This is a genomic window from Lysobacter sp. yr284 (assembly GCF_900107375.1).
Lineage (GTDB): Bacteria > Pseudomonadota > Gammaproteobacteria > Xanthomonadales > Xanthomonadaceae > Lysobacter.
Genome location: NZ_FNPT01000003.1, coordinates 240,746 through 266,577 on the forward strand (window position 1 = coordinate 240,746; position 25,832 = coordinate 266,577).

Annotated in this window: 21 protein-coding genes; 8 read left to right on the forward strand and 13 right to left on the reverse strand. The window is 69.7% G+C overall.

The genetic code is table 11. The features are described 5' to 3' along the window. Positions 1 to 21 precede the first annotated feature (21 nt). The gene (locus BLV01_RS07950; RefSeq protein ID WP_254782553.1) at positions 22 to 897 is read right to left on the reverse strand and encodes an alpha/beta hydrolase; all 876 of its coding nucleotides are present in this window, start codon (positions 895 to 897) and stop codon (positions 22 to 24) included. A 446-nt stretch (positions 898 to 1,343) separates the two neighbouring features. On the opposite strand from BLV01_RS07950, the gene BLV01_RS07955 reads away from it, so the two are divergent. Together BLV01_RS07955 and BLV01_RS07960 are read left to right on the forward strand one after the other, a co-directional pair. Further along, positions 1,344 to 1,529, forward strand: a complete 186-nt coding sequence (locus tag BLV01_RS07955) for a DUF6229 family protein (protein WP_057947538.1) — start codon at positions 1,344 to 1,346, stop codon at positions 1,527 to 1,529. Positions 1,530 to 1,803: 274 nt separating this feature from the next. Continuing rightward, the gene (locus tag BLV01_RS07960) at positions 1,804 to 4,665 is read left to right on the forward strand and encodes a type 2 lanthipeptide synthetase LanM family protein (protein ID WP_091796319.1); all 2,862 of its coding nucleotides are present in this window, start codon (positions 1,804 to 1,806) and stop codon (positions 4,663 to 4,665) included. A gap of 626 nt (positions 4,666 to 5,291) precedes the next feature. On the opposite strand, the gene BLV01_RS07965 is transcribed toward BLV01_RS07960, so the two are convergent. Further along, positions 5,292 to 5,945: an NYN domain-containing protein gene (locus BLV01_RS07965; RefSeq protein ID WP_091796320.1), complete on the reverse strand. Its 654-nt coding sequence runs from the start codon at positions 5,943 to 5,945 to the stop codon at positions 5,292 to 5,294. 268 nt (positions 5,946 to 6,213) lie between these two features. Here BLV01_RS07965 and BLV01_RS07975 point away from each other — a divergent pair, with 268 nt between their 5' ends. After that, complete coding sequence (locus BLV01_RS07975) at positions 6,214 to 6,498, forward strand: hypothetical protein (protein WP_139178555.1); 285 nt, start codon at positions 6,214 to 6,216, stop codon at positions 6,496 to 6,498. Between the two features lie 567 nt (positions 6,499 to 7,065). On the opposite strand, the gene BLV01_RS07980 is transcribed toward BLV01_RS07975, so the two are convergent. After that, the gene (locus tag BLV01_RS07980) at positions 7,066 to 8,181 is read right to left on the reverse strand and encodes a serine hydrolase domain-containing protein (protein ID WP_091796324.1); all 1,116 of its coding nucleotides are present in this window, start codon (positions 8,179 to 8,181) and stop codon (positions 7,066 to 7,068) included. Positions 8,182 to 8,438: 257 nt separating this feature from the next. Here BLV01_RS07980 and BLV01_RS07985 point away from each other — a divergent pair, with 257 nt between their 5' ends. Together BLV01_RS07985 and BLV01_RS07990 are read left to right on the forward strand one after the other, a co-directional pair. Beyond that, positions 8,439 to 10,112, forward strand: coding sequence for an NAD(P)/FAD-dependent oxidoreductase (locus BLV01_RS07985; protein WP_091797370.1), 1,674 nt, complete (start codon positions 8,439 to 8,441; stop codon positions 10,110 to 10,112). Positions 10,113 to 10,332: 220 nt separating this feature from the next. Then, entirely contained in the window at positions 10,333 to 10,860 is a 528-nt protein-coding gene (locus BLV01_RS07990) for a hypothetical protein (RefSeq protein WP_091796326.1), read from the forward strand. Between the two features lie 58 nt (positions 10,861 to 10,918). Here BLV01_RS07990 and BLV01_RS07995 read toward each other — a convergent pair whose 3' ends face one another. The 10 genes from BLV01_RS07995 to BLV01_RS08040 form a co-directional block, all read right to left on the reverse strand. Then, positions 10,919 to 11,557: a GNAT family N-acetyltransferase gene (locus tag BLV01_RS07995; protein WP_091796328.1), complete on the reverse strand. Its 639-nt coding sequence runs from the start codon at positions 11,555 to 11,557 to the stop codon at positions 10,919 to 10,921. Between the two features lie 219 nt (positions 11,558 to 11,776). Further along, positions 11,777 to 12,235: a hypothetical protein gene (locus BLV01_RS08000; protein WP_091796330.1), complete on the reverse strand. Its 459-nt coding sequence runs from the start codon at positions 12,233 to 12,235 to the stop codon at positions 11,777 to 11,779. 9 nt (positions 12,236 to 12,244) lie between these two features. Continuing rightward, on the reverse strand, positions 12,245 to 12,652 hold the full coding sequence (locus BLV01_RS08005; protein WP_091796332.1) for a hypothetical protein: 408 nt from the start codon (positions 12,650 to 12,652) through the stop codon (positions 12,245 to 12,247). Positions 12,653 to 12,698: 46 nt separating this feature from the next. Further along, positions 12,699 to 13,733, reverse strand: coding sequence for a diguanylate cyclase domain-containing protein (locus BLV01_RS08010; protein ID WP_091796334.1), 1,035 nt, complete (start codon positions 13,731 to 13,733; stop codon positions 12,699 to 12,701). Next, positions 13,730 to 14,746: a chemotaxis response regulator protein-glutamate methylesterase gene (locus tag BLV01_RS08015; protein ID WP_091796336.1), complete on the reverse strand. Its 1,017-nt coding sequence runs from the start codon at positions 14,744 to 14,746 to the stop codon at positions 13,730 to 13,732. The genes BLV01_RS08010 and BLV01_RS08015 overlap by 4 nt, the downstream gene beginning before the upstream one ends. 43 nt (positions 14,747 to 14,789) lie before the next feature. Beyond that, complete coding sequence (locus BLV01_RS08020) at positions 14,790 to 17,033, reverse strand: hybrid sensor histidine kinase/response regulator (protein ID WP_254782554.1); 2,244 nt, start codon at positions 17,031 to 17,033, stop codon at positions 14,790 to 14,792. Beyond that, the gene (locus BLV01_RS08025; protein WP_091796338.1) at positions 17,030 to 17,638 is read right to left on the reverse strand and encodes a chemotaxis protein CheW; all 609 of its coding nucleotides are present in this window, start codon (positions 17,636 to 17,638) and stop codon (positions 17,030 to 17,032) included. Before BLV01_RS08025 ends, BLV01_RS08020 begins: the two co-directional genes overlap by 4 nt. A 1-nt stretch (position 17,639) precedes the next feature. After that, entirely contained in the window at positions 17,640 to 18,905 is a 1,266-nt protein-coding gene (locus BLV01_RS08030; protein WP_091796340.1) for a CheR family methyltransferase, read from the reverse strand. Then, a complete protein-coding gene (locus BLV01_RS08035; protein ID WP_091796342.1) occupies positions 18,905 to 19,366 on the reverse strand; it encodes a chemotaxis protein CheW in 462 nt (153 codons plus the stop codon). Before BLV01_RS08035 ends, BLV01_RS08030 begins: the two co-directional genes overlap by 1 nt. An 18-nt stretch (positions 19,367 to 19,384) precedes the next feature. Continuing rightward, positions 19,385 to 21,004: a methyl-accepting chemotaxis protein gene (locus BLV01_RS08040; protein WP_091796344.1), complete on the reverse strand. Its 1,620-nt coding sequence runs from the start codon at positions 21,002 to 21,004 to the stop codon at positions 19,385 to 19,387. 864 nt (positions 21,005 to 21,868) lie between these two features. Between BLV01_RS08040 and BLV01_RS08045 the strand changes: the two genes are divergently transcribed. The 3 genes from BLV01_RS08045 (at position 21,869) to BLV01_RS25280 (ending at position 25,832) form a co-directional block, all read left to right on the forward strand. Next, on the forward strand, positions 21,869 to 23,263 hold the full coding sequence (locus BLV01_RS08045; protein ID WP_217633466.1) for an undecaprenyl-phosphate glucose phosphotransferase: 1,395 nt from the start codon (positions 21,869 to 21,871) through the stop codon (positions 23,261 to 23,263). 379 nt (positions 23,264 to 23,642) lie between these two features. Continuing rightward, positions 23,643 to 24,344 carry a polysaccharide biosynthesis/export family protein gene (locus BLV01_RS08050; protein WP_175485817.1) on the forward strand — a complete coding sequence of 234 codons (702 nt, stop codon included), beginning with the start codon at positions 23,643 to 23,645 and terminating at the stop codon, positions 24,342 to 24,344. Beyond that, a complete protein-coding gene (locus BLV01_RS25280) occupies positions 24,345 to 25,832 on the forward strand; it encodes a GumC family protein (RefSeq protein WP_139178556.1) in 1,488 nt (495 codons plus the stop codon). It abuts the gene before it with no gap.

Sequence of the window (25,832 nt, forward strand, 5' to 3'; positions counted from 1 at the left end):
CGATGGCGGTGTGGTGCGGTGTCAGTCCCCGTCCGCGTCGTCGCGGCGCGCGGCCGGCTTCGGTTTCGTGGCGTGGTCTTGCGCGGGCGCAGCGGCCGCCGCACCGAAGAAGCCATGGCTGCGCGCCCAGTGCGCGAACAAGCGCGGCCACTGCGCGACCAGCGTCCCCGGCGCGCCCAGTCCCCAACTGTGGCCGCCGCGCTCGAATGCGTGCAGTTCCACCGGCACGCCGATGGCGCGCGTCGCCTGGAACATCGCCAGGCTGTGGCCGATGTCGGCGATCGGGTCGTCCGCCGCCTGGGCCAGGAACACCGGCGGCATGTCGCGGCGCACGTGCGCTTCGACCGAATACGCCTCGACCGCGTCGGCCTGTTTGCCGAGTTCGCGGCGCGAACGCGTGGTGTCCAGCGGCGGCTTCAGCGACACCACCGGATAGATCATCGCCAGGAAGTCCGGCCGCGCGGATTCGCGGTCGGCCGCGTCCAGCGGCGGGTACAGCGGCGCGTCGAAGCGGGTGCCGGTGATGCCGGCAAGATTGCCGCCGGCCGAGAACCCGACGACGCCGATACGCTGCGGGTCCACGCCCAGCTCCGCCGCGCGCGCCCGCATCAGCCGCACCGCCCGCTGTCCGTCCTGGAACGGCGACACCGGGCTCCAGCCGTCGCCGGGCAGGCGGTAATACACCACCGCCGCGGTCACGCCGATGGACTGCAGCCACAGCGCGGTCGGCCGCGCCGCGCCGCCGATCTGGATGCGGAAATAGCCGCCGCCGCCGAAGATCACCGCGGCGCTGCCGTTGGGGCGTTCGGGGCGGTAGATCTCCATGCGCGGCTGCGAAATGTTCGACACCGCGCCGCTGGCGCTGCCGTCGCGTCCGGTGCGCTCGGGGCCGCGCACCGGCGATGGCCATCGGTCGGCCGGCCACAACGGGACAACTTCGGGCGCCGGCGGCGCGGCGCGCGCAGGTCCCGCCGCGAGCGCGAGGAACACAGCGACGGCGCAAGTCCAGGCGAGCGCGGTTTTCATCGGGCGGCGTCTCCGGCGGGTGATCGCGACAGCGCAGTTGTAGGCGCAGCCGGCGGCCGCGCCGATAGCCTATTGGTACTACCGGCCGCGCGCCGCGGCTCGCGATGAAGATCGTGACCGGCGTGTGCCGATATGCATTTGACAGCCATCGAGAGCGCTGTCTAGAGTCGGGCGGTGGTCGTTCGCAGTAGTCCCGCCCGTGCGGGGCGCCCGCGGCACAGCGGCCACGACGCTTGAAATCGAGGCCTGGCACGGCGGATTTCGATGCATGCGACACCGCTGTCTGGGCGACATCCAGTACTCAGGGAGGAACAGCAATGCAAAGCAACGATCTGGTGTCGGGCTGGCTCACCGGCGCCGAAACGGTCATGGGCTTCGACAACCCGGCCGGCCCGCTCTACCTGGAAGGCGAGAACGCGGTCGAAGACGCGGCGCGCGCGCCGATCACCCACTCCACCTCGATCTCGACCTGCCCGACCGGCCGCTGCTACTGCTGCATGTAAGCCGGATCGGAACCGGCTGGGGTCCGGTCTGATCCGACGGTTCGTCCCCGCCGGTCGCTAGTTTCGGCGCGCAGCCTTCGCGGGCTGCGCGTCGTTTCGGCGCCGCCTCGGCGACGAGCTCGCTTCGCGCCCGAACCCGCCACGCCGCCGCATCCGCTGCGAATCCGACATTCACCGACACCGCGCCGCGTTCACGACGCGCCGCGGCGATGCGTGTCGCGCGCACCGCACCAACCGCAATCTTCCATACCGTCTGCCAAGGATCGTCGACACGATGGCCGAACCCGAGATTCAGGAGGGCTTCGGCCCGATCATCGACCACTTCACCGCCGCCGCGCGCGCCGCGCTCGACGCCGAACTCGCCGCGCGTTGCGGCGACCTCGATCCGCGCGAAACCGAACTGATCCGCGCCGCCGGCGCGCACGCCTTCTACGCCAGCGCGCGGCTCAAGCTCAACCGCGTGCTGCTGCTGGAACTGCACGCCGCCAAGCACCTGGGCGAACTCACCGCCGCCGACGAACCCGGCCGCTTCGCCCAGTTCGTCGCCAAGGCGCTGAGCCCGCAGTTCGCGCAGACCGTCGAACAGCGCTACCCGCCGCTGTCGCAGCGCCTGCAACGCTCGCTGCGCCAGCAAGGCGCCGCCATCGCGACCCTGGCCGCGCGCATCCACGCCGACCGCGACGCGCTCGCGGCGCTGATCGGCCGCGCGCCCGGCCGGCTGCTGTCGATCAAGCTCGGCGAGGGCGACCTGCACGCCGGCGGCCAGACCGTGGCCAAGCTCGCGTTCGAAGGCGGGCAGGCGATGTACAAGCCGCGCTCGCTGGTCATCGATGCGATTACCGACGGCTTCCTCGGCCAAGTGTTCGAACACGACGGCCGCATCCGCGTGCCCGCCGTGCTCGACCGCGGCGACTACGGCTGGGCCGCGTTCGTGCAACACCGTTACTGCGACGGCGAGGCCGAACTGCGCAACTTCTACCGCGGTCTCGGCCACTGGCTGGCGCTGCTGCGCCTGCTCGGCGGTACCGACATCCACCTGGAAAACCTGATCGCCGCCGGCCCGGTGCCGGTGGTGGTCGACGTCGAAAGCCTGTTCGCCCCGGAACGCCCGGCCGCGGCCTCGCGCTTCGGCCAGGCCTACGACCGCGCCCAGGACCTGATCCAGAACTCGGTGCTGCGCACCGGCATCGTCCCGTTCCGCTCGCGGGTGATGGGCGCCGGCCAGGCCGACCTGTCCGCCGCCGGCTCGCTGCCGGGCGAACAGCCGCAGCTGCAGGTCCCGGTGATCGTCGGCGACGGCACCACCGACGCGCGCGTGCAGATGGTCGAGACATCGATGGACATCTCGCAGAACCATCCCAGCCCGAACCCCGAGGTGTCGCGTTACTGGGACGAGATCAGCGACGGCTTCCTCGAAGCCTCGCAGCGCCTGCGCGAGCTCGACGCCGACGGCCGCCTCGCGCAGTGGCTGTCCGCGTTCGAAGGCTGCCAGGTGCGCGACGTGCGCCGCACCACCCAGCTCTACGTCGAAGTCGGGCGCATGCTCTGGCACCCGGCCTCGCTGCACGAAGAAGACAAGGCCATCGAACGCGCGCGCAAACTGTTCGCGGCCAGCGCCGGCGGCCCGCCGCCGACGCCCGAACAGATCGCCAGCGAAATCGACGACCTGCGCCACGGCGACATCCCGCTGTTCGTCGCCCCGCTGAGCGCCGCGCGCATCGCCCAGACCCTCGACGGCTGGCGCCGGATGCGGATCGAACTGGAAGACATGACCATCCGCAGCTCGCTGGTGGTGACCCAGCTCAACAGCGGCGCCGACGGCCCCGGCGAACGCGACAGCCGCTCGCATTACGCCCGCAACGTCCGCCGCGACAACCTCGAACCACGCCGGCGCGCGCTCGCCGCCGACATCGTCGAACGCCTGCTACGCGTGTCCGTGCGCGGCGACGACGGCTCGGTGACCTGGATCTCGCCGGAAAGCTTCGGCGGCTCCGGCTGGCACGTACAACCGCTCGGCGGCGACGCCTACTTCGGCCTCGGCGGCATCGCCGTCGCCCTGGCCGGCTACCGCCACGAAGTGCACGCCGGCCGCGCCGACCCCGTCGCCGGCCTCGACGAAGCGCTGGAAGGCGCGATCCACTCCTTCCACACCCTGACCGAAGTCGACACCCCGCCGACGGTCGGCGGCCTCAGCGGCGACGGCAGCCGCATCTGGGCGTGGTTGGTTCTGCACGGCCTGCTCGACCGCCCGCAACTGCTCGCCAACGCCGTAAAGAGCGCCGAAACCCTGGAACGCAAAGGCTTCGACAGCGACCCGAGCCTGGACCTGTCCGACGGCAGCAGCGGCGCCATCGTCCCGCTGATCGAACTCGCCCGCGCCAGCGGCGACCCGCGCTGGCTGGCCCTGGCCGCGCGCGCCGGCGAACGCCTGGAAACCCTGGCCCAACGCGACGAACACGGCTTGGTCTACTGGCGCCTTCCGGGCTACGACGACCCCATTGGCGGCTTCGCCCACGGCGCCTACGGCATCGGCTGGGCCCTGGCGCGCCTGGCGCTGAGCGACGCCGGTAGGGCCGAAGACCGCCAGCGCTGGCGAGCGCTCGCCGACGGCGCTTTCGCGTTTCAGGATTCGATGTATGACGCCGCCGTCGGCAACTGGCGCGATGTGCGTATGGTCAACACGATCAACTTTCCGACTTGGTGCAACGGCGGCGTTGGCATTGGGCTTGCCGCGGCCGATCTCTATGCCCGCACTGGCGACGCCGCTGCGTTACGAGATATGCGCCGCGCGGTGGCGGTGTCGCGGGGGCAGTGGGGATTCACCCATACCCTGTGCCATGGCGATTTTTCGTTATGGGAGTTGTTGGCGCGTGGGGCGAAGCTCGATCCGGACGAGTGCGCGGCCGACCTCGAAGAAGCGACCGCGCAGGTGGTGTCGGCGATTGAGGAGCATGGGATCGTCGGCGGGATTACCCGGCGAGCGTTTACGCCGGGGTTGATGACCGGGCTGGCGGGGGCGATTCATGGGTTGAATCGGTTGCATCCGGGGTGTGGGGTGGTTTCGTTTTTGTTATCAGAGTTAGGGGTAAGTGATAGTTTCTTAGCTAATCAGCATGAAAAACTTGCCGAGAAATAGCCGATGCCTGAATTGAGTTGTGCTGTCGAGCAGTGCCATTATCAATGAGTTGATGGGGTGGCTCATGTTCTAAAAGAAGTCGCGGCTATTTGATGCAAAATAATTTCATCGGTAGACGTATTTTCTATTTCTTCCGCCGGCGGGAACTTCGTAGTGAACGGTCGCACCTTTGCACCCCGCGATTGACTGTTCAATTCGACGCATCAGTGGTCCAATTTCACTTGGGCTTCCAAAACTCCGGTGTGATTTAGAGAAGCCAAAGCTGGATAGATCCAACGCCCGCCAAGAGCTGCCATCAAAAACAGTTGCATCTATAAAGGCAGTTCTGCCTGCGCCAGGGAGAACCGCGACGTCTCCTGTAGAGGCAAGCATGTCTTTCGCGGGGTACACATTGCCAGTGAGAGTAAGTTGGGGAGGGGGCATGTAAGGATCTCGATTCTATGTTTGTGGTCTAAAGTCTGAGTCGAGCTGTGTCGCGACACGATGGAAGCCTAGATGGGTGCGGATCAAATCGGGGCTTTAGCTATGTCAGTGATGAGGGTTGGTTTGCAGATGAAATCATCTTGATGGATTTTTAGTGGGCTGTGAGGTCGAAAGGTAGAGGTGAATTTGGTCTGGGTTGATGGCTATGCGTTCTGCTTCTCTTTGACAAAGAAAGTTTCGTCAAGAAACTCATAAAGGTCTACGGCAGAGGATAAGTCTGGGTTGAGTCCGGAGGAGAATGAGCAGCACCATACTATTTTACCTTGCCGCATACACTCTTCAATGACAGGTATGTAATCGCCATCCCCGCTGTACAAGAGTAGAAGTTCAACACTATTTGTATGGGCTGCTCGCATCATATCTATCACGATGTTAATGTCGACATTTCTTGTTTTCCGGCTTTTGGATGGCTTGTGATAGACGCGCGGGAGGATCTGCGCGGAACCTTTGGGGATTTGATGGTCGAATTCGTGTTCGAACTCGAAACTAGTGCTGGCAATTTTGGTTTTCAGTTCCCTTAGTTTTGTCTGGTCTCCAGTAGTGCTGGTGTAATAGGTGACTCGCTGTATGTCCATGCATGACCAAGTCGTAAGGCCCGGATGCCATACAAAGGCATCTTTGATGTGGACTACCCCCTTCCGAGGTTTCCGCCCAGCCTCCAATAGAGCTTGATATCTCATGACAAGGTTCTCGCCATCTACGAATACCTGTACTTTCGGAATCGACATGTGTGCACCAATTGCAGGGGGCAACTCTTTGAATGCTTGTAAACGTAATAAAGCCTTGAAGTCGGACATGTCTGATTGACACTCATAGAGAATGCCTGCAAATTTGCGTGCACGGAGCCTCTAAACTCCCCACACAGCGGCACCCACCCCGTCATTGGTGGGTTTTTCGTGCCTGACGTCTAGGCATGGCGACGCGTGTACCTGCGTCGGGAGGGCGGCTAATACAACACCCGCAAGGGGAATACGCCCGCCGTCTGTGTGCGGTTTAGAGCCTCCCGACACCCCGCCGGCGCGTCCGCGTCCGGCGGGTTCCCCGCCAAGGACAGGAGTACCGCGTATGCCCCGCAAGCCCGATCTCACGCCTCCGCAGGAGGGAGTGGTGATGCCCGTTGAGGCGTTCAAAGCCCTCTCCGCCTTCCAGCAGGAACTGCAGGGCATCGTGCGAACCCTGCAGCCCGAGGTGTTGATCGAAATCGGCTACCCGGCCGGGCAGGATCACCGTTTGTTGCGCGAGGTCTTCCAGGCGCTGGCCCGGCGCCTGGACCCGGTCATGGAGGCCTGTGTCTGGACGCCCACGGGGGATGAGGCCGCCGGGGCGGCGGGGGCGAGGCGCCTGCACTGAGGGCGCGAGGTCCCGGTTTGGCGACGTCAGGGCGTCAACCGGTCGCCAAGCCCCGGAAACGGGCCGCTGGAGCCCGGTTACGGCCCGAGAAGCGCCAACCGCAAGCCAAAATGCCTTGCGCGCAAGCCGAAAAGCGTTGCGCGCAAAGCAATCTGCTTGGCGGTTGAGCCAATTTCCCTCGGTCGCGAGCCGCGCCGGCCGGGCCGCAATCCTGCGTATCCCGGCCGCAAGCCAATTTGCTTCGCGCTTGGGCCGCGAAGACTTGCGCGCCACGGTTCATTCCTTGCGTTCGCAACGCCAATCGCCTTGCGCGCGAGCCTTCTGGCTTGCGCGCAAGGCTCGGTGCTTTACGTTTGGAGCAAAACGCCTCGCGCACGAGGCATTTTGGCTTGCGAACGCAACAAGCTGAGCGTTGCACGCAAGCCGAATAGGCTGCGGCCGGTCCGCGAAGTGTTGCGGCCGGGTCTCGGCGGCTTGCGCGCAAGCCATGAAGCCTCGTTCGCGGCCCCGCACGCCTTGCGACCGGGCCGGCGCGTGTCGCGGGCGCGAGCCCAGGCCGCGGTCGAGTTATCGCTTGGCAGCAGGCCCCGGCGATACGTAGAACTCGGCGATCTTCGGAATGAATCGCTGCGGATTCGCCCCCGCAAGATTGGTCAACACCACGATAGCCAAGCCGTCGTCCGGATAGACGATGAAGGCCGCACGGGCGCCGCCGATGCCGGCCACTTGCCGCGGCGGCGCGGCCTGCAGCACCGGCCAGCCGGCGCCCCAGGCGCTGTCGCTGCCGTCGTTCAACTTCTCCGGCGTCCACATGCGTTGCACGGCGTCCTTGGGGATCAGGCGGCCGTTCGACACGGCGATGAGCCAGTGCGACAGCTCTTCGGCCGTGGTCTGGATGCCGCCGCCGGCCCACAGGCTGTAGGGCATGTCGTAGATCCAGCGCGACAGGCGGTCGCTGTCGTTCTTGGCCAGGGTGCCGCGCGGGGTGTGGCTGTAGATGGTCGCGGCGTTGGGCACGAGGTCGTAGCTGTCGCCGAAGGTGGTCAGCGGCATGCCCACCACGGCGAACTGGCGCTGCGCGAGGTATTGCTCGTAGGGCATGCCGGTCTGTTTGACGATGATCTGCGCCAGCAGGCCGTAGTTGGTCTGGTTGTAGGCGAAGCGCTCGCCGATGGGGGCGTCCAGGGGCAGGGCCTTGACGGCGTTCCATGCGGCGGCTTCGTTGCCGCCGCCGATCAGCCCGCGTTGGTCGACGATGTCGGGCAGGCCGGAGGTGTGGCCGAGCAGTTGGCGCACGCGGATCGGCCGCCAGGCGGCGGGCAGGTCGTCGAGGTAGCGCGAGGCCGGGGCGTCGGGGTCCACGTGCCCGGCCTGCGCGAGTTGCATCAGGGCGACGCCGGTGAAGGATTTGGTCGCGGAGTTGATCGGGAACAGGGTCTTGGGCGTCGCCGGCACTTTGTTTTCGACGTTGGCGTAGCCGTAGCTCTCCGACAAAACGACCCGGCCATCCTTGACGACGGCGAGTTGCAGGCCCGGGATGCGCTGTTGCGCCATGGTTTGCTGCACGTACTTGCGGGCCTGTCGGTTGGCGTCTTGCAGCGTGGTGGCCGCAAGGGCCAGACACGGGAACGACAGTAGTGCCGCGGCGACGATCGCGGCGGCGTGGGGCTTCTTAAGCAGCATGCAGTTCCCTGTGGCGTATCCGCCGATGAGGTGATGTCCGACCCTGGCCGGGCGATGCCCGCAGCCAGCCCGGTGGGTGGATGTGCCGGGCGGGGCGAGGGTTTAAACCGCCCGTTGGCCCGGCGGGGAGGTTCGGTCCGCGGCCCCGAACTCTTACAATGCCCCGGTCCCCCCGCAAACCGGCCGCGTTCCTGCGCCGGCCGCGTGTTCCCCCGTTCCCCAGACACGGCGCCCGACCGCGCCATCGGATGTATCGCATGCTTCGACTGACCGACCTCAAATTGCCGTTGGACCACCCCGAGGCGGCGCTGCGCGAGGCGATCGTGGCGCGGCTGGGCATCGCCGCCGATGAATTGACTGGTTACACCATCGCCAAGCGCAGCTACGACGCGCGCCGGCGCGGCGCGATCGTGCTGATCTATTCGGTCGATGTGGATACCCCGCGCGAGGCCGACATCCTGCGGCGCCTGCAGCTGGACGCCGAGGCCGCGGAGTTCGCGAAGGCCGGCGACGGTGGCAAGGTGATGCGCACGCCGGACACGAGTTACAAATTCGTAGCGCGCGCGCCGAGCGAGTTGCCGCTGCGTCCGCTCGTCATCGGCATGGGGCCGTGCGGCCTGTTCGCGGGCCTGGTGCTCGCGCAGATGGGCTTTAAGCCGATCATCCTGGAGCGCGGCAAGGCCGTGCGCGAGCGGACCAAGGACACCTGGGGGCTGTGGCGCAAGAAGACGCTGAACCCGGAATCGAACGTGCAGTTCGGCGAGGGCGGGGCGGGCACGTTCTCCGACGGCAAGCTGTGGAGCCAGATCAGCGACCCGAAGCACTACGGGCGCAAGGTGATCGACGAGTTCGTCCGCGCCGGCGCGCCGGAGGAGATCGCTTACGTCAGCAAGCCGCACATCGGCACCTTCCGGCTGGTGTCGATGGTTGAGGAGATGCGCGCCACCATCGAGTCGCTGGGCGGCGAAATCCGCTTCAGCCACCGCGTCGACGATCTGCTGGTCGAAACCGACGGCGACGGCGTGCGGCATGTGCGCGGGGTGACGCTGGACAGCGGCGAGCAGCTGCGCGCCGATCACGTGGTCCTGGCGCTGGGCCACAGCGCGCGCGACACGTTCGCGATGCTGCATGCGCGCGGCGTGTTCGTCGAAGCCAAGCCGTTCTCGATCGGCTTCCGCATCGAGCATCCGCAGTCGCTGATCGACACCGCGCGGTTCGGCACGCAGGCCGGACATGCGCTGCTCGGCGCGGCCGATTACAAGCTGGTCCACCACTGCCGCAACGGCCGTTCGGTGTACAGCTTCTGCATGTGCCCGGGCGGCACCGTGGTCGCCGCGGCCAGCGAGCCGGGGCGGGTGGTCACCAACGGCATGAGCCAGTATTCGCGCAACGAGCGCAACGCCAATGCAGCGATCGTCTGCGGCATCACGCCGGAGGATTTCGCGCCCTACGGCGAGGGCCCGCTCGCCGGCATCGAGCTGCAACGGTACTGGGAAGCGCGCGCGTTCGAGCTCGGCGGCGGCGAGTACGAGGCGCCGGGGCAGTTGGTCGGCGATTTCCTCAAGGGCCAGGCGTCGAGCGGATTCGGCACGGTGCAGCCCTCCTACAAGCCCGGTGTGCGCCTGGGCGACCTGGCCCCGTCGCTGCCCGAGTACGCGATCGCCGCGATCCGCGAAGCGCTGCCGGCGTTCGACAAGCAGATCCGCGGCTTCGCGATGCGCGACGCGGTGCTGACCGGGGTCGAGACCCGCACCTCCTCGCCGGTGCGCATCACCCGCGGCGAGGACGGCCATAGCCTCAACACCCGCGGCCTGTTTCCGGCGGGCGAGGGCGCGGGTTACGCGGGCGGCATTTTGTCGGCTGGTGTGGATGGGATTCGTACGGCCGAGGCCGTTGCGTTGGATATGGTCTCGCGCATCGCGGGCGCCTGAGCGTCGAGGCGAGCGGCCGCGCGGTTTGCGCGGCCGACCGGGCCGGTCACTGCTCGATAGGGGGCGGGGCGGCTTAAGGGCGCCGAACGGCCGCATCCCCGGGGCCGAACGAATTGTCGCGGCGCGGCACGCTGCGCCGGCCCCGCCTTTCTGGTTACTCTTCTCATCGCAGGGGATCAGAGCGCCTGCGGAATGGAATTCCAATCGAACAGGGGGAAACATGGACTTCGGCGTCATTGGCCCGATCAAGCTCAGCCGGCACGGCAAGAAGCGGTTGATTACCGCGGATTCGATAAAAGAGCTGATCGAGGAGCTGGAAAGCAAGGAAGAGGGGTTGTCGGAGGCTTGCGGTTGCTACGTGTTCGCCAAGCAGACCGGCAAGGGGCTGATGCCGTGGTATGTGGGGCAGGCGTGCAAGCGGCCGTTGGCGGCAGAGGCGCTGAATCCCTCCAATCGCGAGAAATACAACACGGTGCTGGATGCGAAGGGCAGTCCCGTCCTGTTCTTCCTCCCGCTGCGCACTCCGTCCGGAAAGCTCCGCAAGCGGCCGAAAGGTGTGGGCCGCATCCATGCGCTGGACTTTCTGGAACGGTGGCTGATCGCCGCGGCGCTTGAGCGCAACCAAAAGCTCAAGAACAGCAAGGAGACGGCGTTCCTGCGCACGATCCATGTCACCGGCATCCTCAACGCCCGCAAGGGTGGCTCGACGAAGGCCTCGCGCGACCTGAGCCGCACGCTCTGGCCTTAGGCCCGAGCGGAGCTTCCGCAGGAACCGGAAAGAGCAGCGTTCGCACGCCCGTCGAGCCTTACTCGACGGTCGGAATGACCGCCGCGGCGAACGGCCCGAGCACGGTCCAGCCCAGGCGCGCGTACAGGCTGCGGCCCTCATCCGTCGCGACCAACAGTTGCGGGGTCGCGGCGGACTGTTTCGCAGCGCTCAGGGCGGCCATCACCGAAAGGCCCAGGCCCTTGCGCCGGTGGTCGGCGGCGGTTTCGATCCGGTCGTAGACGAAGGCGTCTGCGGTCTGCGCGGCGTTTCCGCTCGCGGCCAGTTCGCCGGTCGGGGCGAGGATGCAGGCTCGAACGACGGCACCGGCTCGATGCAGTTCCAGCGTGTAGCCCGGCGGCAACGGCCGGGGGCCGGTCGCGGCCGCGGTCGCGATCATGAAGTAGTTCGCCGGCTGGATTTCCCAGCGCGGCGGCAGTGCGCTGCGCAGTTCTTCCGCGGTGCCGGCCAGTTTCAGGTAATGCAGCGGCGCCGTAATTTCCTCAGCGATTTCGCGCAGCCCGTCGCAGGGTCGGGCGAACAACCAGCGCTTGGTTTCCTTGTCCGAATGCGTGTCCACGCGCCAGCCGCCGCGGTCGGGGACGGGCGCGGGGGCGTTGCGGGCGATGCAGTGCGCGGTCTGCCAGGCGAGAACGAGCGCGGGGTCGATAGAGGGCATGGCGTGGCGGTCTTAAGGCTTGCGCTCGGGCAAGCCGCGGTGGCGAGGGGGCGAGTGCGCTGCGGTATCGGTTCGGCCGCGCGGTGGCGCGCACTAGAGCATGCGGGTGTCTCAATGGTTGGGACGGCCGGCGGCTTCGGGCCAGGCGTGGGGCATAGCGACAAGGCGTCGCGCAAGCCAGCCGCTGAAGGCGTCGAAACAGATCGCTGGGCGCGACGCTCAGCGCGCCGGCGCCGCCCGGCATGCGGCGCGGACCTTGTCGGCCCAGGCCTGGTCTGCGGGGTCCACCAACACCACGCGAAACCCATGCGCCTCGCCCTCCATCGCCACGCCGGCCGCATCGTCCACCAGCACATCGATGCCGAACGCGGGCGGAAACTTGGACGGCGCGACAGCGCGGCCGCGCAGCGCTTGCGCATGGGCGTCGCCGTTGACCACGCCGGCCAGGCGGATGCCGGCGCAGCGCAGCCACAGGCGCAGGTAGGCCGGCGAGCGCAGCGAGGAGGTGTAGACCCAGACTTCGTGGCCTTGCGCCTGCAGTTCGCGCATCAGCGCGGCCGCGCCTTCGCGCAGCGGTTCGCGCCACAGCAGGCGCAGCGGGAACGGCAGCGGCGCGGCGGGAAACTGGCCGGCGCCGAGCGGGGTCAGGGTGCCGTCGATGTCGAAGGCGATCCGCATGCGGGCGGGCTAGCTGAGGCTGCGCGCCTCAGGCCGGTAATCGCTGGCCGCTTGGGCGATGTCGTGGGCCTTCTTGATCATCGCATCGTCCAGCCGCGACCACGTACCACGCTGCACGGATTCCTCGGCAGGGGAAATCTCCACGTCGTATTCCCGACGGAACAACGAGAAGCTGAGACCGCCCGTCACGTCCGAGGAACTGATCTCCACCTTGGAGTGGGCGGTTGGCGCGAAGGGGTCGGCATGAGTGATCAGCACCATGTGCCTGATGATCGTGTCGTCGGACTGCGAGATCGGCGCTTCGTAGTAGTAGCACGCGCGCCGGGTCAGTCCGGCCACGTGCTCGCGCAGCCACAGGCGCGGATCGGAGGCGTGGAACGCTGAGAGAATGTCTTTGTCCGTAATGATTGTGGCCATCTGCGTTTCCTGGGTGTCTGTGGGGTCGGCCGGACGGGCCTGCGTTTCATTCTTCGCCGCGCAGATACGCCCGATACACCGCGCGATCCTTGCCGCCGCGCTTGGCCTCGTACAGCGCCATGTCGGCGGCGCGCAGCAGCGAGGCGTGGCTGTCGCCGAGCGCGGGCGAGGCGGTGGCGGCGCCGACGCTGATGGTCACGGTTTCCTGCGGCGCGGCGCGGTGCGGCAGGGCGAGTTCGCGCACGCCGTCGCAAATGCGTTCGGCGATGCGCAGCGCGCCTTCGGCCGAGGTCGCCGGCAGCACCACGGTGAACTCTTCGCCGCCGTAGCGCGCGGTCAGGTCGGCCGGGCGCAGCGCGTGCTGGCGCATCACCGTGGCCACGTCCTTGAGCACTTCGTCGCCGGCGAGGTGGCCGTAGTAGTCGTTGTAGCGCTTGAAGTTGTCGACATCGAGCATCAGCACCGAGAAGTCGTCGCCCTGGCGCACCGCGCGCCGCCATTCGTTCTCCAGGTAGGAGTCGAGGTAGCGGCGGTTGTTGAGCCCGGTCAGGCCGTCGACGTCGCTGAGCCGGCGCAGGGTCTCGTTGAGTTCGAGCAGGCGCTTTTGGTGCTCGCTGAGCACGCGATAGGCCTCGTCGCGCTGGATCTGGTTGAGGTAGGCGCGGGCGTGGTGGCGCACCCGCGCGATCAGTTCGATCGAGTCGGGCAGCTTGACCAGATAATCGGTGGCGCCGGTGGAGAAGGCCTGGCTCTTGACCAGTGCGTCCTCTTTGCTCGACAGCACGATCACCGGCACGTTCTTGAGCTTGGGGTGGATGCGGTAGTGGTGCAGCAAGGTCATGCCGTCGACGCCGGGCATGACCAGGTCCTGCATGATCACGTTCGGCTGCAGCGCTTCGGCGGCGGCGACCGCATCCAGGGCCTGGGCGCAGTAGTGGAACTCGATGTCGCTCTCGCTGGCCAGGGCGCGGCGCACGGCCTCGCCGATGATCGGCTGGTCGTCGACCAGCAGCACCACCAATCGGTGTTGGCGCAGGTGCGCGGGCAGGTCGCTGGGAGTGGGGAAGGTGGGTTCGCTCATGGGGAAGCGCTCTGGGTCCGGGCGAATAGGTCGCGCACGCGCGCGGCGATGCGGTCCAGCGGCAGGATCTCGACCGCGGCATCGAGTTCGGCGGCGGCCTTGGGCATGCCGTAGACCGCGCTGGTGGCGCGGTCCTGGGCGATGGTGTGGTGGCCTTGGTCGCGCAGCAGGCGCAGGCCGGCGGCGCCGTCGCGGCCCATGCCGGTCAGCAGCACGCCGACGATGGGGCCGCGCCAGTGGTCGGCGACGCTCTTGTAGAACACGTCGACCGAGGGGCGGTAGGGAAGTTGCGCGGGTTCGCGCACGTACTCCAGGCGCGCGTCGGCGCGCAGCGACAGATGGTCGTTGGTCGCCGCCAGCAGCACCCGGCCGGGCTGCAGGGTGTCGCCGGTCTGGGCGATGCGCACCGGCAGGCGCGAATAGCGGCCGAGCCAGTCGGCCATGCCGGGGGCGAATTTTTCGTCGATGTGCTGGATCACCGCGACCGCGCCGGCGAAGTCCGCCGGCAGGCCTTCCAGCAACCGCGCGACCGCCGACGGGCCGCCGGCGGAGGCGCCGATCGCCAGCAGCTTGTGCGCGGAACCCGACGCCGGCGCGTGCGCCGGCAGCGGCCGTTGCGGCGCCGCGGTCAGGCGGCCGATCAGGTCGATCTTGGCCAGCAGCTTGTCGGCGCCGCCGTTCTCCTCGCCGCCGAGCGAGGGCATGTCGGTGGCGTCGAGCGCGCCGTGGCCCATCGCTTCGAACACCATCGCCGCGTTGGCGCCGACGCTGACGGTCACCACCAGGATCGGGCACGGGCTGGCGGCCATGATCCGGCGGGTGGCTTCCACGCCGTTCATGCCGGGCATGACCAGGTCCATCAGCACCAGGTCGGGGGTGTCGCGCGCGCAGTGCGCGACCGCGTCCTCGCCGCTGGCGGCGGCCCAGGCCACGCGGAAATCCGGGCGCCGCGCGAGCACGCGCCGCAGCGCCTCGGTGGCGATGCCCAGGTCGTTGACGATGCCGATCCTCACTGCGCGGTCCTTGGGGCGGCGCACGGCCGCGGTAGTGCGTGGTTCATTCCAGCGGCGCTCCGATCAGGTCGACCACCGCCTGCATCAGCGCGTCCTCGTCGAAGCCGGCCTTGCTCAGGTAGAAGTCGGCGCCGGCGTCGAGGCCGCGGCGGCGGTCTTCCTCGCGGTCCTTGTAGGACACGATCATCACCGGCAGCTCGCGCAGGCGCGGGTCTTTCTTGATCAGCTCGACCAGCTCGATGCCGTCCATGCGCGGCATGTCGATGTCGGTGACCACCAGGTCGAAGCGGCCCAGCCGCACCGCGTTCCAGCCGTCCATGCCGTCGACCGCGACTTCCACCGCGTAGCCGCCGGCTTCGATCAGCTTGCGTTGCAGCTCGCGTACGGTCAGCGAATCGTCGACCACCAGCACGCGCTTGCGCTCGGCGGCGCCGGCGCTGTCTTCGTGGCGGACCTGGGCGAGGTGGCCGGCCGCGACCAGGCGCTCGATCGAGCGCAGCAGGTCGTCGATGTCGACGATCAGCACCGGCGTGCCGTCGTCGAGCAGGGCGCCGGCGGCGATGTCCTTGACCTTGCCCAGGCGCGGGTCCAGCGGCTGCACCACCAGTTCGATCACCGAACCGAAGCGGTCCACCGCCAGGCCGTAGAGGTGTTCGCCGTGGGCGCCGCCGATCACCACCACCGGCAATTGCGCGCCGGCCGCGGCGCTGTCGTTGCCTTCCAGCACCTGTTGCGCGGCGACCAGGCCGATCTCGCGGCCGCCCAGTTCGAAGTATTGGCGGCCTTCCAGCGAGCGCACCTGTTCGCGCGAGACCAGCGCGGTGGCGACGATGCGCGCGAGCGGGAAGGCGTAGGCCTCGCCGCCGATGTCGACCGACAGCGCGCGCAGCACTGAGGTGGTCAGCGGCAGTTGCAGCTGGAAGCGGGTGCCCTGGTCGGGTTGCGAGAACACCCGCACGTTGCCGTGCAGCTGCTTGGCCATGTTCTGCACCGCGTCCAGGCCGACGCCGCGGCCGGAGATCTCGGTGACGGTCTCGCGCAGGGTGAAGCCGGGCAGGAACAGGAATTCCAGCAGTTCCTCGTGATCGAAGCGCGCCGCGGTGTCGGCGTCGGCCAGCCCGCGCGCGATCACCGCGCGGCGGATGCGTTCGGCGTCGATGCCCTGGCCGTCGTCGCCGATGCGGATTTCCAGGCGGCCGGAGACGTGGCGCGCTTCCAGTCGGATCTCGCCCTCGGCCGGCTTGCCGCGCGCCAGCCGCTGCGCCGGCGCCTCGATGCCGTGATCGACCGCGTTGCGCAGCAGGTGGCCCAGCGGCGCTTCCAGCCGCGACAGCACGTCGCGGTCGACCGGGGTGCGGTTGCCGACGATCTCCAGCCGCGCTTCCTTGCCCAATTCGCGGGCGAGGTCGCGGACCATGCGCTTGAAGCCGCGGGTGCCGTCGGCGAACGGGCGCATGTGGCTGGCCAGGGCTTCGTCGTAGAGGCCGTGGGCGACGCCGGCCAGGCGCCGGTCGAACGCGTCCAGCGCGGCCACGCGTTCGCCGAGCAGGCGCTGGCCTTCGGCGAGGTCGGCCTGGGCGCGCGCCAGCAGTTCGGCCGAGGCCGGCTCGGCGGCGAGGCCGGCGTTGCGTTCGGCCAGTTGGTCCAGCGCCAGCGCCGAGCGCCGTTGCAGTTCCTTTACCCGCGCCAGCGAGCGGATGTAGGGGTCGAGCCAGCGCGATTCCACCAGCGCCTCGCTGGCCAGGCCGAGCATGCGGTGCAGGTTGCGCGCGGCGATGCGCAGCACGCGTTCTTCGGCTTCGTCGCCGGCGTCGGCCGGCGCGGCTTCGCCGGCCGGCTCCAGCGCCTCGGCCGCCGGCGCGGGCGCGGCCAGCGCGGCGTCGAGCGCGGCGCGGAACTCCAGCACCGGCTCGATCTCTTCGCTGGCCCAGGCCGCGGCGGCCTCGGCCGGGGTGTCGCCGATGCGGCCGAGCAGGTCGACGCCGCGCAGCAGCACGTCGATGATCGCGCGGTGCAGGTGCAGGCGGTCGTGTTGGGCCTCGACCAGGCAATCTTCCATCGAATGGGCGACCGCGACCGCCGCGCCGAGGCCGACGATGCGCGCCGCGCCCTTGAGCGAATGCGCCGCGCGCATGCACTCTTCGAGCGTCGCCGCCGCGGTCGGGTTGCGCTCCAGCGCGAGCAGGCCTTCGGTCAGCACCTGGCGCTGGGCCTCGGCCTCCATCCGGAACAGGTCGTGCAGCGAGCGATCGCGCAGCGAGTCGTGGCTCATGCGGTCCTCGCTCATGAAATCCGCCGGTCCAGCGCGTGCAGCAGCAGGTCGGCGTCGAGCAGGCCGATGCGGCGCTCGCCCCAGGGCAGCACGCCGGTGGCGAAGCGCGCGACCGCGTGGGCGACGGTGGACGGCACCGCGCGCACGTCTTCGAGCGGGTAGCGCAGGCTGCCGTGGACTTCGTCGGCTTCGAACGCGAGCGCGCCTTCCGGCGCGGCCAGCACCACCAGCCGGCGCGCGCCGCCGCGCGCGGCCGGGGCCGGGCCGGTCTGCAGCAGCGCCGGCAGCGCCACGCACACGGTCAGGCGGCCGCGCACGTTGACCAGGCCGCGCAGCGCGGCGTCGCGCCGGTGCGGTAGGCGGTGGACCGGGCGCAGTTCCAGCACTTCGTCGACCAGCGCGGTGGCCAGGCCCAGCCATTCCTCGCCGAGGCGGAACACGAAGGCGCTGGCGTCGTCGCCGCGCTGCGGCGTCGCGCCCGCGGCCAGCCGCGCGGCGGCCGCGACGAGGTCTTCGCGCGCCGGCGTGCGTTCCAGCAGGCGGGCGACGGCCGAGCCGGCCGCACCGCCACGGACGGGTTCGTCGCCGTTTGCCGCATCGCGGATGTCGGACGCGCTCATCTCAGGCGTTCCTGCCGCGATGGCGCGCGGCGCGCTGGCGCATCAGCCGGGCGCCGGCCGCGTCGCCTTTGGAATCGAGCAGCAAGGCCAGGTGCATCAGGCTTTCCGCGTGGTCGGGTTGCAGGTACAGCGCCTTGCGAAAGGCGTCTTCGGCGCGGGCGTCGGCGCCGTCGGCGCCGTAGATCACGCCGAGCAGGCACAGCGCTTCGGCGTTGGGGCCGTGCGCGCGCAGGTGCGCCTGGCACAGCCGCTCGGCCTGGGCGAAGTCGCCGTTGTCGGCGAGGCGGCGGGCCTGTTGCAGCGAGTCGTCGGCGGCCTGCGCGGGCGCGGCGGCCGCGGCGGGCGCGGTCGGCGCAGGCCGCGCCGCCAGCGCGGCGGCGGCGAACGGGCGCGCACGCGCGGCGGCTGCGGGCAGCGGCGCCAGCGCCGGCGCGCGCCAGGGCGAGGGCGTCGCCGGCGGCGGTGCGGGCGCGCCGCGTTGGTTGCGGAACGCGGCGGCCATCGGGATCTGCGCCGAGGCGTAGCCCAGCGACAGCAGCAGGCCGGTCTCGGCCGCGCCGACGAACAGCAGGCCGTCGGCGGCGAGCGCGCGCGCCAGCACGCCGACCGTGCGCACCTGGGTGTCCTGGTCGAAATAGATCAGCAGGTTGCGGCAGAACACCGCATCGAAGCTGGCCGCGTCGGGCAGGAAATCGATGTCGAGCACGTTGGCGCGGTGCAAGCGCACGCAGCCGCGCACCGCGTCGGACAGCTGCCAGCGGCCGTGGCCGAGCGCGCGGAAGTGGCGTTCGCGGTAGCGCAGGTCGCCGCCGCGGAACGAGTTGGCGCCGTACACCGCGTGCCCGGCCTTGGCCAGGGCGCGCTCGCTGATGTCGTAGGCGTCGATGCGCAGGCGCTGCGGCGGCCAGCCGGCGTCGAGCAGGGCCATCGCCAGGGTGTAGGGTTCCTCGCCGGTCGAGCACGGCAGGCTCAGCAGCCGCACCGGCGCGGCGCCGGGCTCGCCCAGGCGCGGCGCGAACGCGCGCGCCAGCGCGTCGAAGGCTTCCACGCCGCGGAAGAACCAGGTCTCCGGCACCACCACCGCTTCGATCAGTTCCTGTTGCTCCAGCGGCTGCGCCTGCAACCGCCGCCAATAGGCGTCGGCGTCGGCGGCGGCGACCGCGCGCATGCGTCCGGCGATGGCGCGTTCGATCACGCCCGGGCCGACCGCTTCGGCGTCCAGGCCCATCGTGGTCTTGAGCCAGCGTTTGAAGGCGGCGGCGTCCATCAGGCCTGCGCCGCCTGTTGGAACAACAGCTCGTGGACGTCGTCGGGCAGCAGTTCGCGCACGCCGATCCATTGCAGCAGGCCGTGCGCGTCGCGCGCGACCGGGCCGAGGTAACGCGCCTGCGGCTGGTCCACGCCGCTGGGGGCGAAGGCCTGCGGCTCCAGGCGCGCGGTGTCGAGCACGCGCTCGGCCAGCAGGCCGAGCCGGCGCGGCTGGCCGGCGCGGTCGCGGTAATCCACCAGCACGATGCGCGTGCTCATCGCCGCGCGCGCCGGGCGCGCCAGCGCCAGCCGGCACAGGTCGATCAAGGGCACCACCTCGCCGCGGTAGTCGAACACGCCGGCCACCGCGGGGTGCGCCTGCGGCAGCCGCCGCAGCTCGACCTGCGGCAACACCGCCGCCACCGTCGCCGCGTCGATCGCGTAGCGTTCGGCATCGAGCTGGAAGACCAGGAACAGCACGCGCGCGGCTCCGCCGGCTCAGGCCAGCAGCTTGAACTTGACCACGCCGTCGCGCAGTCCGGCGCTGACGTGGTGCAGTTCGTCGATGGCCTGGTTGGACTGGCGCAGCGCTTCCACCGTCTGCTGGGCGGCCTCGCTGAGCTGGCTCAGCGCCAGGTTGATCTGCTCGGCGCCGGCCGACTGCGCCTGCACGCCTTCGTTGACCGCCTCGAAGCGCGGCACCATCGCCTGCACGTTGTCGATCACCTGCGACAGCTGGCCGCCGACCTGCTGGACGTCGTGGGTGCCGCGGCGCACCTCCTCGGAGAACTTGTCCATGCCCATCACGCCGGCGGAGACCGCCGACTGGATCTCGCGCACCATCTGCTCGATGTCGAGCGTGGCGACCGCGGTCTGGTCGGCGAGGCGGCGGATCTCGTTGGCGACCACCGAGAAGCCGCGGCCGTATTCGCCGGCCTTCTCGGCCTCGATCGCGGCGTTGAGCGAGAGCAGGTTGGTCTGGTCGGCGACCTTGGTGATGGTGGTGACGACCTGGCTGATGTTGTTGGCCTTGTCGGCCAGCACCGACAGCTTGGCGCTGATCGCGGCGGTGGCCTCGATCATGCGCCGCATCGATTGCTCCATCTCCGACAGCCCGGCCTGGCCGTTGCCGGCCAGCGACGAGGTCTGCTCGGCCGCGGCGGCGACGGTGTCCATGGTCCGCACCAGTTCCTTGGAGGTGGCGGCGATCTCGCGCGAGGTCGCGCCGATCTCGGTGGTGGTGGCGGCGATCTGCGCGGCCGAGGCCTGCTGTTCGCGCAGGGTGGCGGTGATCTCGTTGATCGAGGAATTGACCTGGATGCCGGAGGACTGGACCTGGCCGACCAGCTCCGACAGGTCGTCGGTCATGCGGTCGTAGCCCTGGCCGAGGGTGCCGAACTCGTCGTTGCGGCCCAGCGCCAGGCGCTTGCTGAAGTCGCCCTTGGCCAGGGTCTGGACCGCGCCGGACAGCTGCCGCAGCGGCACGGTGATGGCGCGCCACAGGAAGAAGCCGACCAGGCCGGACAGGACCACGGCGATGAAGAACGAGACCGCGATTCCGGTCTTGGCCGCGGCGATCGCCTCGTCGATGCGCGCCACCGATTCGGAGGAGTAGCGGCGGTTGTAGTCGAGCATCTTGTCGAGCGCGGCGTTGTTGCGCTCGAACACCGGCGCGGCGCGCTCGCGCCAGGCCGTGGCCAGCGCCGGCGAGCGCTCGCGCGCCAGCCGCGAGAGTTCGGTCTGCAGCGCGAACGCGGCCTGGGCCTGACGCATCAGTTCGGCGAACTGGGCGCGGTCGTCGGCGCGGCGGATGGTGCGGTCGTAATCCACGGACGCGGCCTCGAACTGGCTGCGGCGGGTGCGCACCAGTTCCTCCAGGCGGGCGAGGTCGTCGCCGCCGGCGATGGTCATCGCGCGCACGTTGGCGTGGTAGGTCATCCACGAGGACTGCATCTTCGAGGCCGCGTAGGTGCCGGGGATGGAGTCGTCGCGCAGCGCCGCTTCCTCGGTCTCGATGTGCAGCAGGCGCTGCCAGGCGATGCCGCCCATCAGCGCGAGCACGCCGAAGGTCACGGCCAGGCTCAGCAGGATCCGTTGGCGAATGGAGAGGTTGATCATGGTCGGTTCTCTGGGGAGGCCGTCGGCCGCCGGCGCGCAGCGCCCGCGGCGGTGCGGCGCGGGCGCGCGGTGCGGGACGCCGGCGCGCGGGCGCAGACAGTCATCGGCGGAACGGGCATCGGGGCAGCGGGTATCGGTACGGCATGCATGGAACGGACATGCACGGATGGGACGGAGGCGGCGCAACGGCACGGGCCCGGACCGGGCGGCCGCGGCGCGGCGCGCCCTGCGGCACGCGTCCCGGTGCCGCGGCGGGCAGTGCCGGCGTCCCCTGTCCGGCCAGGTTCGATCCAGTGCTGCCGCGCTCGGTCCAACTAGACCCGCAATGTGGTTATTTGAGTAAAACAGAGCATATGTAAAAGCCCCTGGACTCACAATTGTCGCTACCGGGAATCGGTGGCGGTTTGCGCCCTCGGTACCGGCGAATCGGCCGTGGGCGGGTGAGACTTCGTGCCGGCCGGCGGCCCGCCGGCCGCGCTCGGCGACGGGCCGGGCCGGTCGCGGCGCGGGCGGCCGGGTTGGCTTGCGCGACGACCGTGGGCGTGGGCCGTGGCGGACGGGCAGGCTTGGGGGCCAAGCCCCGCGGGCGCCGCGCCGCGCGGCCGCACGTGCGGCGTCGGCTGCCGGCCGGGTGCGGCGTCGTGACGCACTTCATATGCAGCCGGGCGCGCCATTGGGTGCCACATGTGCTCGCAGCACCGACCTGCCGGTGTTCATCGGCTTCACTTTCGCTCACCAAAACTCACCCAGCCTTGATGTGACTTCAATCACATTTTTCCCGATCGCGCGCTAGGGACGGTAGGCAAGGCATCCATGAGGTCGGGGTTCTCCAGTGCGCTGTTCGCGTTCGCTCGTCCTTCGGCCTTGCGCAATATCGTTGCGCTGGCCCGGCTGGCGCATTTCCTGATCGTGTTCGCGGCCGGCGCGCTGGCGCTGCACGCCCTGCAGGCCGGCCCGCTGCGCGCCAGCGAGCACTACCTGGCGCTGTCGGCCCTGGCCGGGGCGCTGTGCGTGCTGGTGTTCCACAGCTTCGGCCTGTACGGCCACGACATGTTCGGCAGCCGCCTGCTGATCCGCCGCACCCTGCTGGCCTGGGGCGCCGCGTTCGGGCTGGTGATGACCCTGCACCTGCTGTTCCGGTTCCTGCGGCCGCTGCCGGACGGCTCGCTGGCGCTGTGGTTCGCGCTGAGCTTCGTGCTGTTCGTGGGCGGGCGGCTGGTGATGCTGTGGCTGTTCCAGCGGCGGATCCGCCAGGGCGCCTTCATCCAGCGCTCGGTGATCCTGGGGATGACCGACAACGCGCTGCGCCTGGCCGAGCAGATCCACCATCGCGCCGACGTCGTCTCCGGCCTGGTCGGCTACATCGACGACCGCCGCACCCACCGGCTCAGCGAACCGCCGCCGTCCTCGCTGCCGCGGCTGGGCGACATCGACGACCTGGAGCGGCTGATCCGCGACGGCGGCGTCGACCAGGTGCTGGTGGCGCTGCCGGCGCAGGCGCGCGGGCGCAACGAGGACCTGGCCCAGCGCCTGCGCCGCCTGCCGGTGCAGGTGCTGCTGGTGCCGGACATGGGCAGCTTCCATTTCGCCCACCGCAAGCTGGTGCCGGTGGCCGGGGTGCCGATGTTCGTGATCGCCGAGCCGCCGCTGCAGGGCTGGGCGCCGGTGCTCAAGCGCGCCGAGGATCTGGTCCTGTCGGCGCTGGCGCTGCTGGCGCTGGCGCCGCTGATGGCCTTGATCGCGCTGGCGGTGAAGCTGGATTCGCCCGGGCCGGTGCTGTTCCGGCAGAAGCGCTATGGCTACAACCAGCGTCTGATCGAGGTGTTCAAGTTCCGCTCGATGCACCACCACCTGCGCGACGAGCACGCCGCGCAGCAGACCGCGCGCACCGACCCGCGGGTGACCCGGGTCGGGCGTTTCATCCGCAAGACCAGCCTGGACGAGCTGCCGCAGCTGTTCAACGTGCTCGCCGGCAGCATGTCGCTGGTCGGCCCGCGCCCGCACGCGACCGCGACCAAGGCTGCCAACGTGCTGTTCGAGGACGCGGTGCAGGAGTACGTGGCGCGCCACCGGGTCAAGCCGGGCATCACCGGGCTGGCCCAGGTCAACGGCTATCGCGGCGAGACCGACACGATCGAGAAGATCCAGCGCCGGGTCGAGTACGACCTGGAATACATCGAGAACTGGTCGCTATGGCTGGACCTGTCGATCCTGCTGCGCACGCTGCCGGCGGTGCTGTCGGCGCAGGCGGCGTATTGAACCGGCGCGCCGCCAGCGCGTGCGCGCCGGGCCGGCGCCGGCCGGGGCCGGTCGGGTCGGGCCTGTGGGGCTCGGACGCGGACGCATTCAGGCGGTTCAGCGGTCGCGCCGGCGATGCGTGCGCGACGACGGAGCGGCCGCGCCGGCAACCGATAAACTGTGATCTAAATCTCATATTTGATCGCGCCGCCGACACCGGGCAGGTATGCCTGGAAGGTATCGGACGCCTTGTGAATCAGGGCGTTGCGCGATCTTTTTCATTAGCCAAGCGAGGCGGGACGCAGCGATGAGCCACGGGGTTCGCAGGAGGCGGCCGGTCCGCCCTGCCCAGGACGGACACGGCGCGGCCGCGGCGCCGGTGCGGCGATGGCCGGCCGCGTTGGCCCGGTCGCTGTTGCTGGCGGCGTTGTGCCTGCTGGGCCCGATCGCGGCGCCGGCATTCGCCCAGGCGCCCGCGCCGGCCGCGGCGGCCGCCGGCGCCGAGTACCGCATCGCCGCCGGCGACGAACTCGCGCTCAAGTTCTTCTACGCGCCCGAGCTCAACGAGACCGCCACCGTGCGGCCCGACGGCCGCATCCACCTGCAACTGGTCGGCGAGGTCCGCGCCGCCGGGCAGACCCCGCAGCAGCTGGCCGACGCGCTCAAGCGCGCCTACGCCGGCAGCCTGCGCTATCCGGAAGTGTCGGTGGAGGTGGAGAAGGGCTTCGCCCGCCAGCAGGTGTTCGTCGGCGGCGAAGTCGGCCGGCCCGGCGCGCAGCCGCTGCTGCCGGGGCTGACGGTGATGCGCGCGCTGATCGTGGCCCAGGGCCCGACCGACCGCGCCGCGCTCAATCGGGTGGCGATCCTGCGCCGCGACGAGTCCGGCGCCACCCGGGTGATCCGCGTCGACGCCGCCTCGCAGGCGCGCCGCGGCGCCGACGACGGCAACGATCCGCCGCTGCAGCCCTTCGACGTGGTGCTGGCGGTGCCGTCGCGGATCTCGCGGGTCAACAAGTGGATCGACCAATACGTGCGCCGCAACCTGCCGGTCAACGTGGGGTTCTCCTACGACCTCAACGACAACAACCGCCGGGGCGATTGAATGGACCAGGACTTCGATCCCGCCGCCCGGCCCATGCCCGCGCCGTCGCCCGTGTCGGCGCTGCGCGAATGGCTGGAGATCGGCTTCCGCGACAAGCGCCGCATCGCCGCCGCGTTCGCGCTGTGCTTCGGCCTGACCCTGCTGGCCGCATTGCTGCCGACCGCGCGCTACCAGTCCGAGGCCAGCGTGCTGGTGCGGCTGGGCCACGAGTACGTGTACGTCGCCGACAACACCGACGGCAGCAGCAGCGGCGCCATGCCGCTGATGTTCGACCGCACCGAGGCGCTCAGCGCCGAGACCCAGATCCTGGCCAGCCGCGACCTGATCGCCGAGGTGGTGCGGCATGTCGGCCTGGGCCGGCTGTACCCCGACATCGCCCGCCAGCGCGAGGATCCGGGCCGGCCCAAGCTCGACCAGGCGGTGGAGCGTTTCCGCCAGGGCCTGGACGCGCAACTGCTCAAGGGCGCGACGGTGATCCAGATCGGTTTCTCGCACCGCGACCCGGCCCTGGCCCAGGCCGCGCTGCGCACCTTGCTGCAGACCTACCTGGCGCGCCGCGCGGCGGTGTTCTCCGACGGCCAGGTGCGGTTCCTCGAAGGCCAGGTCGGCGCGGTCGACCGGCGCCTGCAACGCGCCGAGCAGGACCTGAGCCGGTTCAAGCGCGCCCACGGCATCGTCGACTACGGCCAGCAGATCGGCCTGTTGCTGCAGCAGGGCAACGAGCTGGAATCGCGCCTCAACGACACCGACCAGCAGGCGCGCACCGCCAGCGAGCGGGCCAAGACCCTGACCCGGCTGGCCAAGGCGACCCCGGCCAACCTGGTGCAGTTCAGCGAAAGCCTGGGCGACCCGCAGGTGCCGCGGCAGTTGTTGGAACTGCGGTTGAAAGAGCAGGGGCTGCGCTCGCGCTACGTCGACGGCAACCCGCTGGTGGTCAACGCCGGCAACGACGTGGCCACCGCCGAGGCGTTCATCCGCGACCAGCGCAAGGCGCCGCCGACCACGGTGCGCACCGGCCGCAACCCGGTGCGCGAGGCCGCCGAACTGGACCTGCTGCGCGCGCGCTCGGACGAATCGGCGCTGGCCGGCAGCCGCAAGGCGCTGCAGGACAAGCTGCAGCAGCTGCGCCGGCGCGCCGACGAACTGAGCCGGCAGCAGATCGAGCTGTCCGCGCTGAGCCGCGAGCAGAAACTGCTGGAGGACAGCTACGGCAACTACGCGCGCAAGCTCGAGGCCGCGCGCATCACCGAGGCGCGCGAGCAGAAGCAGCGCACCACGGTCAGCGTGTTGCAGGCCGCCAGCTGGCCGCTCAAGGCCAAGAGCGCGCGCCTGCCGATCCTGGCCATCGGCCTGTGCCTGAGCATCGCCGCGGCCTTGCTGACGGCCTTCCTCAGCCAAGCGCTGCGCAGCAGCTTCCAGTCGCCCGAGCAGCTGGAACGCGCGTTCGGCCTGCCGGTGCTGGCGAGCTTGCCGCAGGTGCCGGGTTGA

Coding starts and splice junctions, on each gene's coding strand:
- BLV01_RS08030 (WP_091796340.1), bottom strand. CDS start 18,905: ATGGACGCCGCCGCCTTCAAACGCTGGCTCAAGACCACGATGGGCCTG.
- BLV01_RS08000 (WP_091796330.1), bottom strand. CDS start 12,235: ATGCGGATCGCCTTCGACATCGACGGCACCCTGACCCCGCTCGGCGCC.
- BLV01_RS07985 (WP_091797370.1), top strand. CDS start 8,439: ATGCTTCGACTGACCGACCTCAAATTGCCGTTGGACCACCCCGAGGCG.
- BLV01_RS07995 (WP_091796328.1), bottom strand. CDS start 11,557: ATGCCCTCTATCGACCCCGCGCTCGTTCTCGCCTGGCAGACCGCGCAC.
- BLV01_RS07960 (WP_091796319.1), top strand. CDS start 1,804: ATGGCCGAACCCGAGATTCAGGAGGGCTTCGGCCCGATCATCGACCAC.
- BLV01_RS08010 (WP_091796334.1), bottom strand. CDS start 13,733: ATGAGCGAACCCACCTTCCCCACTCCCAGCGACCTGCCCGCGCACCTG.
- BLV01_RS07965 (WP_091796320.1), bottom strand. CDS start 5,945: ATGTCCGACTTCAAGGCTTTATTACGTTTACAAGCATTCAAAGAGTTG.
- BLV01_RS25280 (WP_139178556.1), top strand. CDS start 24,345: ATGGACCAGGACTTCGATCCCGCCGCCCGGCCCATGCCCGCGCCGTCG.
- BLV01_RS07975 (WP_139178555.1), top strand. CDS start 6,214: ATGCCCCGCAAGCCCGATCTCACGCCTCCGCAGGAGGGAGTGGTGATG.
- BLV01_RS08025 (WP_091796338.1), bottom strand. CDS start 17,638: ATGAGCGCGTCCGACATCCGCGATGCGGCAAACGGCGACGAACCCGTC.
- BLV01_RS07980 (WP_091796324.1), bottom strand. CDS start 8,181: ATGCTGCTTAAGAAGCCCCACGCCGCCGCGATCGTCGCCGCGGCACTA.
- BLV01_RS07955 (WP_057947538.1), top strand. CDS start 1,344: ATGCAAAGCAACGATCTGGTGTCGGGCTGGCTCACCGGCGCCGAAACG.
- BLV01_RS08020 (WP_254782554.1), bottom strand. CDS start 17,033: ATGAGCGAGGACCGCATGAGCCACGACTCGCTGCGCGATCGCTCGCTG.
- BLV01_RS08040 (WP_091796344.1), bottom strand. CDS start 21,004: ATGATCAACCTCTCCATTCGCCAACGGATCCTGCTGAGCCTGGCCGTG.
- BLV01_RS08005 (WP_091796332.1), bottom strand. CDS start 12,652: ATGGCCACAATCATTACGGACAAAGACATTCTCTCAGCGTTCCACGCC.
- BLV01_RS07990 (WP_091796326.1), top strand. CDS start 10,333: ATGGACTTCGGCGTCATTGGCCCGATCAAGCTCAGCCGGCACGGCAAG.